We start from the raw sequence: 15,324 nt of genomic DNA on the forward strand, positions 1-15,324 counted from the left end.
TTGAGGTTAATTGGCACTAACGGGTTAATAATCAAAGCTAATAGTAAATACATAAACAAACATTACACGATACTATTTGACGAAATATTGATATGATTTGCAGAATCCTTTATGTCAAAATCCATTTTCTTTACGTACGCTTACTGTTTAATCACCAGTAAGTTAAAGCTTAACCATAGCATAAACCAATATTCAATTAGTAGCGATAATTTCATGATAAAAAGTTTACCAATCCAGTTTAAACTGTTTATAATACTATTCCTTTTTTTGGCCCAGGGTTGTTCGCGCAAACAGGGCGGCTCTACCCTTTTTAAACTGTTGGATCCATCTCAAACCGGCATCAAATTCAAAAACACTTTAACCCCCAGTGACAGTATCAACATCCTGAATCATCCTTATTTATACAATGGTGCAGGTGTAGGAATAGGTGATTTTAATAATGATGGCCTGCCCGATGTTTATTTTGCCGGTAATATGGTTGCCAACAAATTATACATTAACAAAGGCGACCTGAAATTTAACGATGTTACTGATATTGCAGGGGTAAATGGCGAAGGTAAATGGAGCGCAGGCGTATCGGTAATAGATATCAACAACGATGGAAAACAGGATATTTATGTGTGCGCATCTTTCAAATCGAACCCCGAACAGCGCCGCAATATGCTTTATATAAACCAGGGAAATAATAAAGACGGCATTCCAACTTTTAAGGATGAAGCAAAGGCTTACGGCCTGGATGACGATGGTTACAGCACACAGGCCATATTTTTTGACTACGACCATGATGGCGACCTGGATATGTACCTGCTTACCAACTTTTTGGGTAAAACAACACCGGTTGCCTATCGCCCCAAACTAAGTGATGGCAGCGCCGAGAACAACGATCGGCTATACCGCAACAATGGCAATGGCACATTTACCAATGTTACCAAAGAGGCTGGCATTTTGATGGAAGGTTTTGGCAACTCTGTATCTATTACTGATATCAACAACGATGGCTGGCCGGATATTTATGTGGGTAACGATTTTATATCGAACGATCTGTTATATATCAACAACAAAAACGGAACATTTACCAACCGCGCAGGCGAATATTTTAAGCATACGGGTTGGTCGGTAATGGGGTCAGATATGGTAGATATCAACAACGATGGCCTCCCCGACCTGGTATCATTAGAGATGCTTCCTGAAGAAAACGTGCGCAAAAAAACAATGCTGATGGGTGATAACTATATCACCTACATCAACAATACAAAATTTAAATATGAGCACCAATACATTCGTAATGTGCTGCAATTAAACCAGGGACAAACGCCTTTAGGTCATCCTCAATTTAGCGATGTTGCCTACATGGCAGGCGTTTATCAAACCGATTGGAGCTGGACACCGTTGGTAGCTGATTTTGATAACGATGGCTACCGGGATATGGTGATCACAAATGGATACCCACGCGATGTTACCGACCTTGACCACGCACTTTACAGCAATGACCAGGGCCGCACGGTTAAGGAAAACAGAACATTGGCCGCTGCCGATTCATTTCCCGTTGTTAAAACAGCCAGCTACGCTTTTAAAAATCAGGGTGGTTATATGTTTGCAGATCAGTCAAAAGACTGGGGCATAGTTAAGCCAACCTTTTCAACAGGCGGTGTTTATGCCGATCTGGATAACGACGGCGATCTTGACCTAATGATCAACAATATTGACGACGATGCCTTTATTTACGAAAATACCCTGAACAGTAAAACACAGGTAGCCCAAGCCCATAATTACTTAACAGTTGCCTTACAGGGCGATACCAAAAATATTGGAGGCATAGGTGCTACTATTAGGGTATATTACCAGGGTAAGCAGCAGTTTTATGACCAGCAGCCCTGCCGGGGGTATATGAGTACCGACGATGCCAAAGCACATTTTGGTATTGGCACTGCAAATAAAGTTGATTCGCTGCGCATCCGCTGGGCCGATGGTAAAACACAATTAATTGAAAACATTAAGGTCAACCAAACCCTTACTTTGCAATATAAAAACAGCACGGGCAGCTACCCGGCGGGGATACCGGTTAATGCCAAACCTGTTTTTAAATCAGCTGAAAATCAACTCGGTATAAAATATATACACCAGGAAAAAGATGCGATTGACTACAACATTCAGCCAACTTTACCTCATAAACTAAGCCAGTACGGGCCATCGGTTGCTGTAGGCGATATTGATAATAACGGTTATGATGATTTTTACATCGGTGGATCTGCCGGCAACAAGGGTGTATTTTTTATGCAGGGTAGTGATGGCAAATTTACTATGGACGGCAAGCGTTTTTTAAACGATAGCTTTAAGGAAGAAGAAGATATGGGCGCACTTCTGTTTGATGCCAATAACGATGGTTTCCTTGACCTGTATGTGGTGAGTGGTAGTTATGAATTCCCCAAAGACCATACATCAGCACAGGACCGCTTGTACATTAACAACGGCAAAGGGCAGTTTAGCAAAAGCTTTGGAGCTGTACCAGTAGAGTATGATAACGGTTCCTGCGTTCGCGCTGCAGATTTTGACCATGATGGCGACCTCGACCTGTTTGTTGGCGGGCGTTCAGTTTCTGGCGCATATCCATCATCACCGGCGAGCCATTTATACAGGAACGATGGCGGTAAATTTACAGATGTAACGGCACAGCTTTGCCCCGACCTGGTACACGGCGGAATGATCACTGATGCTTTATGGACAGATTTTGATAAGGACGGCAAGGTTGATTTGATTGTAGTTGGCGAGTGGATGCCGATCACCTTCTACAAAGGCGATGGAAGCGGCTTTAAAAAAATAAAATCGGGTATTGACACTCATGTGGGCTGGTGGAATAGTATAGTGGCCGGCGATTTTAATAATGATGGCAATATTGACTACATAGCGGGAAACCTGGGTCAAAACTCCAACTATAAAGCATCATTTACGCAACCTATGACCATTATGGGGAAAGACCTTGATGGTAACGGCTCATTTGATGCCATGATATTTTGCTATATGAAAGCCGAAGATGGTTCGCAAAAACCATTCCCGATGCACACCCGCGATGATTTAATTAGTCAGCTTATTTCTATCCGTAAAAAATACCCGAGCTACCGGGGCTTTGGTCACGCCACCATGGATGACCTTTGGAGCGATAAGGATAAAGAAAACGCGGTGATCATGAAAGCTACCGATATGAACACCAGCTTTATCGAAAATAAAGGAAACGGAAAATTCCAAATAAGCGCGATGCCTTTGGCTACCCAAATGGCCCCGGTTTACGGTATGGTAGCTAAAGATGTTGACCAGGATGGTAACCTCGACTTGATAATGGTTGGCAATGATTTCGGCATGGAGCCTTTTACCGGCCGCCATGACGCCTTTATGGGCTTGTATATGAAAGGTAATGGTAAAGGCGGCTTTGCCCCCCTATCCATAGCCCAAAGCGGTTTATTTATTAATGGAGATGCTAAAGGATTAGCTTCAGTGCAATCGGCAAATGGAGGTGAGGTTTTTGTTGCTACACAAAACCAGGACAGCCTGAAAGTTTATAAACAAACAGGAAATATCTCCAAGCCGAAGAAATTAATTAAACTTAAACCGGATGATTTTTATGCTGATATTACTTATAAAAACAACAGCAAAAAACGGGTGGAGTTTTACTATGGTTCTACTTATCTATCGCAGTCCTCACGTAATTTGGAGGTTGATGCCGATGTTGCAAAGATCACCATAACCGGCTATACTGGCAAAAAAAGAGATTTGACTAATTAATACAAATGGCGGAGTTTTATTAAAATTCCGCCATTTAAATATCTTATCAAAACAATTTTATTTATTTACCTGTGTTGAATAACCGGGTGTAACCTCAAAACTAAAGGTTTGGCTGCCGGCTTCGCCGTTAGAGCTTATACCTTCTATCACGCCAATATATTTACCCGGTTGATCTGAAGTATAAAACGACACCTGCTTTTTACCGGCAGCACTTGTATTTACCGATGGAGCCCAATACAACACGTTCCTAAAATCGGGCATATGACTTGCAGCTTGCTCATCGGTATCATACGCAGGTGAATAAAATTGGCGCTGCTGCTGCAATCCTTCATAATCCAACACCACCGCGTGCGGGTCTATTTCGGCACCACCAAGGTCGCCTTTATAGCTTGTGAGGCTTAGTATCCCTTTTTCATAAGATGCACCCAGGGAGTAATTAAAAGGCACATCCTCCAGCTTACGAATTTTAAGCGGATCAACAGCAAATACTTTATTCATATTAAAAAATGGCACACCATCAATCAGCACCATGGGGTCTTCTTCGCCCAGGAAACCAATCCCGCTAACTACCCTTACCCTAAACTGGTTACGCGTATAAAATACGTTAACTTCCCTGATATACTCGCGCATTACCTCTTCAATAGTTGTAAATCGGGTGTAATTATCTAAAAGATAAGTTTTAAACGGTGGGCCATAAAATGCGCTGGTATCTACATATGGCTCGTTAAACTGTTTCATCCGCGGACCGTTGTAAATATTCTGCACCTGCATGGCTATGGTTTGATCTTCAAATGTTGTTTGCATAGCAGGGGTCACATCCAGGCGCGGTAATGCTATAGGAGCAAACCGTTCAGAAAATGGAGTTAAAATATCAATCCTGTAATTGGTGTCAATAGTAGTATTGGTTTCAGCAACAACCTCATTTTGCCCATAAAACTCTTTCATGTTAAAGATCAGCCGGCCACGGGCATCGCTTTTTGCCGAGTATAGTTGTATATGTTTGCCCGGTATACCCAAATAAGCAACAATATCTTTTCCTGGTTGCTCATTTAATTTATTAGTGATCTTAGCCGTAATAATGGGCCCGTTAAGCTCTGGTAAAAAGTTAAATACCGGCGCTTTTTTACTCAATACATCATTCCAGGCAAAATTTCTCCAGCCTTGTGTAAGCATCAGGTTATCTAAAGCCTCATCTGCCGTGGCATTGGTGTTTTTAAAATAGTACCCGGGCAATTCAATATTTCCTTTCAGATCAGATCTTAGCCATAAATAGCTTAGTATATTTTCCTGATCATTATGTTGTAAAGAATCCAGCCTATAGACTGATAATGACAAATCAGCAGCCACAGGCTTATTGCCCTGATCCTTTGCACTTATAGCAACAGCAACTTTTTTGCGGATAGTATATTGCAGCGCGTCCGTATTGGCTTCAATAGCCATATTTTTAGTTGGGCGCTTGAAATATAGGCGTTCGCAAACAGGCTTTTTATCGGCATCAAAAATGGTAATTTGTGATATACCCTCGCCCAGTTTATTCTTATCAATGGTGAATGTAGCTGTGCCATTATCATTAACCTCGGTTTCAACAAGCTTGATCACGTTCCGGGTATGGGCAAACAAGTAAATACTTTTTGATGGCAAGTTTGTACGCACTGTAACCGCTAACTGACCATTGCCATTATCTTTTAAATTCATTACGTAACCATTGGCGTAAACCGGCGGCAGCTCTTTTTGGATTACTTTACCGGCAATGTTTATAATAGTATGGTATGCCACACCATTTTCGGGCTTGAAAGTAAAATGGCCAATACCAAATTTAAGAGGTTGAAACCTCACTAAGGTGTCGTTCCTCTGATTTAAAATCGCTCCTTTAAAATCTACACTTTTACCCCATTGGTCTGCGGCCTTTACGCCTATTATACTTGTAATACCGTTAACCAAATTACCACCTTCCGGAAAAAACTGAACATCATAGGCTGGCAATGCTTTCTTATCTGCTTTATCCGGACTTTTCAGCGGGTTGATGATGATTAGTTTTTTTGAATAATAGTAATCGGGAGTAAAATTTTTCATCCAGCTGGTATAAGCCCTCAACACAAAATTACCTGTTGATAAGTTAACCGGGATATATAAAGAGCCACTTCCGGCACCATCCTTCATGGCTATTTTAGTTTGCAAAACAGGGTTCTGTTTTTCGTCAAGCACCTCTACATACACAACTTTACTTAGGTTAAGCGGCTTCATAAAAATGCCATCTACGTTGTATACCTTAAACCACAGCAATTCACCTGCGGTATAGCCGTTTTTATCGGTATGTACATACAGCTTTTCCTGCAGGGTATTTGAGGTATACTCTTTAAAGCTATTCTGCACATCGGGCAATACCTGTCCAAACGATTTGGTTAAGGTCAACATCGCGAATGCGAAAAAAACAACACTGATTTTTCTCATAGCTTATAATTTTTTATTTCCAAAACGATGGTTTTTTATTTGTTCCCCGTAATGTACAATCCACACATAATGGTGTTGATGCCAGGTACCCTCCCGGAGCATAATCAACCGCTAACTGAAAGCCCCCATAAATCAGATCATTTACTTCATTGACATATATTGGTGGAATTGTTGGAATAGTACTTGTTACCTTGCGCGCGTATAGCAGTGTATTTAACTGACAGCTGCCATATGGAGTTTCGGGCACCCAGTTTCCGGGAAGATTAGCCTTATCAACAAAAATTCTTTTTTGCGCCACCTGGCCCACGGTCACAAAACCGATAACAGGCTCATTAGGGTTACTAAGGCAATGCAGGTTACCTGTTAACTCCGATGGTTGGGGATCGAAAATCCCTCCTATCTGCTCGGTGTTTTTCTTTAAAAGCTCAAAATAATTAAAGGCCTCGGCCGTGATTACATACTGCTTTACCAATATGCTATACCTGAGGCGAAGCTTTTCTGAATTGGCTGTAATTAGCGCCATAGGTGCATCGCTTATTTTATCCGCGGCAAGCTTTGCCGATGACCCTGTAATTATGGAGTTAGATGTATCGCTTACCCAGCAATTGTATACTTTTTTTTCGGGAGTTCTGGGAGTCTGAATATCTGGTGGTGGCGGTGAATCGTTTTTAACTACAATAATCTGCGATTCAAATGCACTTTGGATCTGGTAGGTTTCCGTATACTCCCACCTGTAATATTTGCTATTATTACTCGCATCATGGGTATCAACACTTATTTGCAGACCATCATTCTTTATAGCAGTCCTTACACTATCAATTGGGGGCGAATTTTTTACCTGTACAAAATCCGAAGCATATTTACCACCATTTGACGTGGTAATTTTAAGACTGTATTTTTCGCCGGACGATAAGTTTAAAGGTGCAGATACATAAACTCCACCGCCTTTACTATTCAACTTATAACTTGCACCGCCAGCACTTTCAACTGCTACTGTAGCGCCCAGCTCGGGGTTAGCCCTTGAATTACTATCCAGGTTTACCGTACGGCGCAGGGTTATAGTAGTAGAATCGCCAGACGAGATATTGCCATCAACAACCAGGTAACTGGTTACTTTAGCCGAAGGCGCAATGTTGAGCTGCTTTTTACAAGCTGTTGCTCCTGCCAGCACAAATAAAATGTATAATATTTTCTTCATCGCACTCATTCAAAATCCTTTTTTTATCAGTTTTTATATTTTAGTATCAACATTAAAACCGGATATTATAATTTATAAACGGTATCGGCCGGGCAAAAATGGAGAGTTGGTATGAATTGATAACTCCGCCCTGCTGCTGAAAAAATGTTGAATACGCGTTTTGCCGTCCGGTTAAATTGTACACACCCACCGTCCATGAGTTATGGAAAGTTTGATGAACTTTATGATTGCCATCTATATTGATAGAAAAATCGGACCTGAAATAATCAGGGATCCGGTATTCGTTCCTGCCTGAGTAAAAAACACGCTCGGCGCCGTTTGAGTAATACTTGGCAATAGGCAGCGTAATAGGCCGGCCTGTACTATAAGTTACATCCAGCGAAACGCTGTAACGGTGCGTAATGCGGTAATTACCCGTAAAGTTAAAGCTATGGGGCTTATCGTAATTAGCCGGGTAGTATGCACCTCCATTTATTAATTGGCCGGCAATAGCATCATCCTGCTTTAAAAATGTGCGCGAGTAGGTATAATTAATCCATCCGTTTAACTTACCGGTTGTTTTACGTACAGAAAGTTCAACACCATAAGCTTTTCCCTGGGTGTTTAATACCTCCTGCTCAACAGCATGGCTCATTATCAACTTGGCACCGCTTTTATAATCAAGGTAATTGTCAATATGCTTATAGTATACCTCAACCGATGTTTCAATGGTATTTTGCTTCGCATTTTTAAATACGCCAAATGATACCTGGCTGCCATATTGGGGTTTGATATTAGGGTCGCTCAGTTTATAAATGTCAATGGGCGATATGGCAGTTGTGTTTGATAGCTGGTGAATATATTGCGCAAGTGTGTTATAACTGGCCTTTAACGACAGGTTATCATCTATATTATAGCGCGCTGATATCCTGATTTCGGGCCGCGAATAGGTTTTAATTACCTTACCACCGCCATAGTTTGTACTATCAACCACATTTAAAGGAGTGCGCGGCAGGCCCGGCGCGTAATTACGAATGGTTTGCGCGCCAAGGTAATTAAACAGCGAATACCTGATGCCCGCGCTTATCGTAAAATCTGGTGTTATATCATATTTATCGCCCAGGTAAATAGCGCTTTCCAGAGCCTGTTCATCAGCCACCTTATCGGGCACTATTAATGAGGATGCGTTATTTGGCGTTTCGCTGCCGGGGTTTAGCTTATAATAAATGGAGCTTAAACCAAAATCAAGGGTATTATTCCTGTTAAGGTAATAGGTAAAATCGGCTTTTAAATTGGTTTGGTTGATGCCAAATTTAAGTTTGTAGGCATTTACTGGGTTTGCACTGCTTGCAATATCATATTTATAACCATCGTAACCTACGGTTAACAAACTGTACAGCTTACTGTTAAAGTTGTGCTTCCATTTTATGTTGGCATTTCTATTACTATAGCTGTAAGTAGTATCACTGTTTAACCTGAAATTATCACTGCTGATATAAGTGGATACATAAATGTTATTATCCTTATTTACCTGGTGGCTAAGATCAAGGTTAAGATCATAAAATGAAGCATGACTATGTTTATACGCCTGGGGTAATAACTTCAGCAACCAATCTGAATAGCTGGTACGGCCGCCAAATATGAATGATGTTTTATCCTTTACAATTGGTCCTTCAACATTAAGCCTGCTGGTAAGCAAGCCTATGCCTGCCGAACCGGTAAACACTTTTTTGTTGCCCTCCCTATTGGTTACCTCAAGCACCGACGATAAGCGACCGCCAAACTTTTCCGGTATGGTGCTTTTATACAACTCAATCCCCTTTACAATATCGGGGTTAAAGGCCGCAAAGAAACCAAAAAAGTGGGCAGGGTTATAAATTGTTTTATCATCAAGCAATATGAGGTTTTGATCGGCAGCGCCTCCTCTAACGTTGAAGCCTGTAGTGGCCTCGCCTACTGTTTGCACTCCCGGCAGGGTTAATACAATACGTAAAACATCGGCTTCCCCAAAAACCGCGGGTACCTGCTTTATGCTTTTAATATCCAGCCGGCTCACCGCCATTTCGGTACTGCGCACGTTAGCTACTTTATCGGCCGATATTTTTACCTCCTTTAAGCTGGTTACCTGGTCTTGTAATTCAATATTAAGCTCCCCATCGGTATACAACATAATTTGCCGCCGGGCATCTTTCATGCCTATCCCTTTAACTATTAAAAGTTGCTTGCCGCGAGGTAATGCAAGGGTATAATAGCCAAACTGATCCGTTGTTACACCCAGGCTTGAATTGCTTACATAAATGCTTGCCCCGGCTATAGCCCCGCCAGATTTACCGCTTTTTACATACCCCGATATAGTTGCCTTACCGGCTTTTATATCATTGGTTTTTATACCTATTTCATATAACTTATTTTCTAATGTTGATTCAATTACCGGTTTTTTAACAGGAGTTGTTGTAAAGTCAATTACCGGCGATGAAACAACCGGCTGTGCCTGCCCTGGTTTAATATTAAAATAGCCGGCAGCCGGTTGCGTCAGGATCTCCTTTTCGCGGGTTAAAAAAACCTGCATTTTGGATGCGACTATTGCATAATGATAAACAGTATTGTGGAATGCCAGGCTGAGTATATTATTTAAAGGCTGATCATTTGCCTGCAATGTTATTTTTAAGCTATCAAATTGTGTACGGTCATAATAAAAATGGTAGTCGCTTTTTACTTCAAGCTCAGTTGCAAATTGTTCAACCGTGGCCTGCTGAAAGTTAACGCTTATGGTTTTTGAAATACCCTGTGCATGTAATAATTTAACCGTTAAGAAAAGAATAATAGTAAAGTAGATTTTTTTCATATTAATTGGTTAAGCTATCATAATACTTTGCAACTGAGGTGAGCGCTAACTCAAAAAGACCATCAAACTGTATATGCTTATCCTTAATATATTGCTTAAGTTCTTTCTTTTTATCAACAAACAAATTCAACACAGCGCCCTGGCTATTCACCTTATAATAAGTATTGCCTTTTTTAATAAAGTAATCAGGAGTTTCATTTAATAAGGTAAAATACCGCTCCCTTCCAGTTGACGCCGAAGTGGATTTAATCACTTTTTCTACTTTTTTCAAAGCCTGCGACCGGCCGCCATATAACTGTTCATAAAAACCGCTTTTAATACCGGTATTGGTGCCTGCCACTCTAATAAAATGACGTGCGTGAAGATCAAAGCTGGAAACTTTATTGGGTATTAAAGCGAATGGAGAAGCATGATTATATAATAATACAACCAGCTGGTCGGTATACAAATCATAAATCATGGGTACGTTTTCAAAGGTCTGCCCGTCATAGGCAACCGAGCCGCTCCTCCACCCGTCAATATCATCCAGGTAGGCATTGCCTTTTATGGAGGAGTCATATGAATCATAAACCAGGCCGTTATAAAGGCGGGATTGTTCACCAACACCCTGGTAAAAACGATTGACTACATTGGTAACTGCAGCATCATAAACTGCACTATCGACATCAGCTTGTGCGAATGTGGTTTTGCATAACAGGACCAGTACAAAACAACATATTATTTTGGCAGGATATCGTTTAGGCATGCAGTTAATATTTATTCAGTAATTAAACAAATTTTAACCAGCAAAGCAAATTTTCAACAATTTGGCAGCCTATCAAATTATAATATAACAAATTTGTTACAATACTTATTATTACGTTGATATTTTTATCGTTTTTGAATCATAAAATATAATTTACTATTGTTTTTCTGAGGGTGCAGCTATAACAGTATTCTCCTTTAAAGGTATCCCAAAATCAGGTGATCCATCTTTTTTCCAGCTGAATTTTTGTGCCCGTGGCGAGCGGTCATTACCGCAACCCTGCCCTGGTTTTGAGTTGGCATGATAAAGTATCCAATCCTCGGTACCATCGGGAGATTTGAAAAAAGAATTATGACCGGGCGCATAAACGCCATTTTCCGGAGATTGCTTAAATACCGGCTGAGCTGATTTTTTCCATGAGGAAGGGTCCATCAGATCACTATTTTTTGATGCAGTAAGCATGCCCAGGGCGTAATAATCTGTCCAGCAGCCGCTGGCAGAGTATACCAGGAACAATTTATCCTTGTGCTTTAATATTTCAGGACCCTCATTTACATTTACATGTGGCGGGTTTGAGGCTGCACCCAAATCACCATACTTTTCCCAGTCATAAACCGGACTTGATATTTTCACCCGCGAACCATTTATGGTATAAGGATCCTTCATTTTAGCGATGTAAATATTCTGTTGTTCATTAACATCGCCCTCCCATCCGGCCCATATCATATACAGTTGCCCGTTGTTTTCAAATACCGAAGCATCAATAGCCCATTTATTGGTTTCGTCACCTACCTGCCCTTTAAAAACCCAATTGCCTTGTAAAGGATCAGCAGCGGAGTTTTCAATCACATAAATGCGGTGATTATTGTTATTGCCATCATCTGCAGCAAAATACATATACCATTTACCTTTAAAAAAATGAAGTTCGGGTGCCCACAATTCTTTTGAATAGCTACCACCCGGCGGCGGCAGCCATACCGTTTTTTTCTCGGCTAAGTTCAATTGCGTCAAATCCTTTGTTTTCCATATAGCAAGCCTGTTCCCTAATGAATTGGTATAATAATAAAAGCCATCCTTATAAATAACCCAGGGATCGGCACCAGATGGCAACAGGGGATTGGTAAAGGTTTTTTGCTGGGCAAATGCGGCTTTGGTAATCAGCAATAGAATGATGCAGGTTTTTATCACGTTTTTCATCGCCTAAATATAGGATACATTTTATTTATTGTAATGATCCGGGCACATTCCTTCTTGAGTTTTATAGGGGTTGCCGATGCTTTTTTATAGCCTGTTACAGGGACCAGGTTATAGAGGAGGTTGTTACCAACAGGCTTGGGGATAAGAAGCAATAATTTTGATTACGACGAGTGATGTCGTAATCAAAACACTGCCACAATTTAACAATCAGGGGTATTGAATAAAATTTATTGATTTTAGATGGTGTTTGCTATATATCGTTTGGAATACTCACAGTACAACAGGGCTACTTTTTATCGGCCACTAAAAAAACTGCCCCATATGCCGGAACAGTAACATTTATTCCACCATCAATAGGCGCCAAACCAGCCGGAACAGTAAGATAATTTGCAGGGCCACCCGATGCACCTGCGGGGCCTACTCCGTTTACATATACCTTGCGAGAGAAATCGCCATTATCCGTTCCGCCGTTTAGGGTATAAAAGTAGTAGGATGTACCTGCCGCGAAATTGGATATTTTAACGTTTACCCGAGTAGCTGTTTTTGACCTGTTCACCAGGATCACTCCAGCTTCGCCCGATGTAAATGACGACGCGTAACTAAAAATATCAGCAGAGCCCTCAACCGTTGAGGCCACCATCCTGTCGCCAAAAAACTGCTGAAAAAAGTACATATAATAAAAGGCAGGTCGCGGGTTCCACCTATCGGCATCCGGCTCATTATCTTTATTAAAAGGATTGTTAAACATTCCCTGATCATCACCACTACTCCAGCCATTTGCCAAGTCCCAGCGGCTGGCCTGTCCAAATTTATTTTTGATGATCTCGCCTTCGGTCATGGCCGCATGGATGCCCGCAATATTTGAAGTGTTTTGAGTTCCGCCCATAGCCTGTATATTCCATTCATCAAACGCAATAGGTAATTGTTTGGCCCCAGCGCCGGTTACTTGACTGGTTACAAACTGCATTATAGATGATGTAACCGGCTGTGGTGTAGCCAGTATAGCCGATGCAGATACGTTAGCGTTATATGGCGTATAGTAATTATGCACAATATAGAAATCGGCAGTACTCCCTGCCCCTGCTATTACTCCAGCATTCCAGCCGGGAATAGCGTTTGATGCGGATGCAGCTGTTTCGGTCAATACTGCTCCAATTTTTATCTCAGCCCCAACTTCCAATGCGGCTTTGCGCATCGAATCGGCAAACACTTTAAAATGCAGACCGTATAGTGCGCCGGTAAGCTTGGCTGGCTGCCCATCTTTATTCAGCGACTGATCAATCCAATACCCGGTTTCGAAAGTACCAAAGTTTTCATTACCTATTTCCCAGTAGCGGGTTCTGCCTTTATCATAACGCACCCAATCGGCCGCCAGATGCGCGGCCACCCGATCCGGATGCGCGCTGGTTCCATAACGGGCATAACCATAATTAATGGTGATAATACCTTTGCTATGTGTTTGATTGAGGGCTTTGTAATAATTATCAAGGGTAAAAGTCCATGACTCTGTATTATTGCCAAACCAATAACCTGCTGTACCGGCATTGCCCCCCGCGTCCAAAAGTTGATGGGGAGCATCTGCCGGAGGATTACCGGGAGTGCCGTTCCAGAAATAAATATCAGATAAACCACCACCCGGAAACCTCAAAAAACGCGGTGCCAGGTCATTGATATATTTCAACAATACAGGCTCGGTAACAAACTGCCCCATAAACGGATTGGTGTTGTTACCATAAACAGATACAGGCACTTTGGTAATCACATTACTATAATCAACAGTAACATTAACCGCGGCATTGCCCGAGGGCTTGCTTACATTTGTTGTAGTGCCTGGTTTAAGAAATGTTTTAGGTTGCCAATCGTCTATAAAAAAGCCTTCGGAGCTTGCGAGTGCCGGGTCTTTTTGAGCTGTTATGGTTGTTGTTTGATCAACGGATGTTACGCTGGTATCTTTGCTGTTTTTTTTACAAGCTACCAGACCTGCCAGGGCGATAATGGGCAAAGCTATCCAAGCCTTTATATTTTTCATTTAGTATATTTAAATTGATTATAACAGAACTGGTACTTAAAAAACTGATTTAAACAGGTAGGTTTCCCTGAACTCCTTGGGGATACATGACTTTTTACGTTTAAATATCCTGTTGAAATTTGATATGTTATTAAAGCCGCATTGATAGGCTATCTCGGCCACTGTAGTTGTCGAATCTACCAGCATCCGGGAGGCGTGTCCTAATCTTATTTCGTTTAAACTATCGGTAAAGGTTTTGCCGGTACTTTTTTTTATAAACCTGCTGAAAGAAGCCTCGGGCATATGAATAACCCGCGCAGCTTCGGCAAGCGTTACCCGGCGGTTATAGTTATTGTTCATGTGCTCAAACACTTTTTCAATACGCCGGCTATTATGGCAAAACCGCTCATTTATAAAACTCAGATCCGACAGCGTTTTCATGTCAGGCGCTGTCGACAACTCGTGCAGAATAGATAAAAGTTCTAAAACAGAAATGAACCCGCTTTTTTTATTCAAGGCCAAGATCTTCTCCTTTACCGATAAAATCGTTTCGGGAGTAAATATGATTCCCATAGGTGCATATTGAAGCATCCCCTTTAAGAAACTGAGTTGGTTTCGTCTTAAAAATTTCTCATCAAAAAGATCTTTATGAAACTGAATAACAACTTCCGTTATTTCTTCACTCTCACATTCATTGGTAAACCAGCCGTGGTAAAGATCGGGGCCAATAAGTACCAGTTCAAGATCATCAATTACCTCCATATGGCCGCCTATTACCCGCTTTGCACCTTTTGCATTCAAAATCAAATGCAGCTCGTAATCATCATGATAATGAAGCGGCGAGTCAAATTTATTATCGCTCTTCGCGAAAACAGTAAAGCAATCGCCGGCCGTCAGCGGGGTAATCTCACGCATTACATTGCTTGTTGTCATAAATAATTTATATCACAAGAATCAAAACAGGTTACTAATCAAGGTATTTAAATGGCTACCGGAAAGGCAATTCTATTTGACTACCAACATCAACCAGGCACAGCGATAAGCAAGCCATTAATATTAATTTTTCCATGTTAATTACCATTAAAAAGCCACCACCAGCTATGATTTTAACCAGTGATGGCCTA

8 protein-coding genes are annotated in these 15,324 nt (G+C 41.3%); 1 reads left to right on the plus strand and 7 read right to left on the minus strand.

What is annotated here, in order from left to right; translation table 11 throughout:
* Positions 1–213 precede the first annotated feature (213 nt).
* Complete coding sequence (locus Q0R88_RS25125) at positions 214–3,777, plus strand: VCBS repeat-containing protein (protein ID WP_295721185.1); 3,564 nt, start codon at positions 214–216, stop codon at positions 3,775–3,777.
* 57 nt (positions 3,778–3,834) lie between these two features.
* Here Q0R88_RS25125 and Q0R88_RS25130 read toward each other — a convergent pair whose 3' ends face one another.
* From Q0R88_RS25130 to Q0R88_RS25160, 7 genes are all read right to left on the minus strand, one after another.
* Complete coding sequence (locus Q0R88_RS25130; RefSeq protein WP_295721186.1) at positions 3,835–6,228, minus strand: hypothetical protein; 2,394 nt, start codon at positions 6,226–6,228, stop codon at positions 3,835–3,837.
* A 13-nt stretch (positions 6,229–6,241) separates the two neighbouring features.
* Complete coding sequence (locus Q0R88_RS25135) at positions 6,242–7,426, minus strand: DUF4249 domain-containing protein (RefSeq protein WP_295721187.1); 1,185 nt, start codon at positions 7,424–7,426, stop codon at positions 6,242–6,244.
* Positions 7,427–7,478: 52 nt separating this feature from the next.
* Complete coding sequence (locus tag Q0R88_RS25140; RefSeq protein WP_295721188.1) at positions 7,479–10,250, minus strand: TonB-dependent receptor; 2,772 nt, start codon at positions 10,248–10,250, stop codon at positions 7,479–7,481.
* A gap of 1 nt (position 10,251) precedes the next feature.
* Positions 10,252–10,995, minus strand: coding sequence for a hypothetical protein (locus tag Q0R88_RS25145; RefSeq protein ID WP_295721189.1), 744 nt, complete (start codon positions 10,993–10,995; stop codon positions 10,252–10,254).
* A gap of 156 nt (positions 10,996–11,151) precedes the next feature.
* On the minus strand, positions 11,152–12,192 hold the full coding sequence (locus Q0R88_RS25150; protein WP_295721190.1) for a glycoside hydrolase family 43 protein: 1,041 nt from the start codon (positions 12,190–12,192) through the stop codon (positions 11,152–11,154).
* 286 nt (positions 12,193–12,478) lie between these two features.
* Positions 12,479–14,221 carry an alpha-L-arabinofuranosidase gene (locus Q0R88_RS25155; RefSeq protein WP_295721192.1) on the minus strand — a complete coding sequence of 581 codons (1,743 nt, stop codon included), beginning with the start codon at positions 14,219–14,221 and terminating at the stop codon, positions 12,479–12,481.
* Between the two features lie 36 nt (positions 14,222–14,257).
* The gene (locus tag Q0R88_RS25160; protein ID WP_295721193.1) at positions 14,258–15,133 is read right to left on the minus strand and encodes an AraC family transcriptional regulator; all 876 of its coding nucleotides are present in this window, start codon (positions 15,131–15,133) and stop codon (positions 14,258–14,260) included.
* Between the last annotated feature and the right edge of the window lie 191 nt (positions 15,134–15,324).

The sequence above is a fragment of the Mucilaginibacter sp. genome (assembly GCF_025362475.1).
Classification (GTDB): Bacteria; Bacteroidota; Bacteroidia; order Sphingobacteriales; family Sphingobacteriaceae; genus Mucilaginibacter.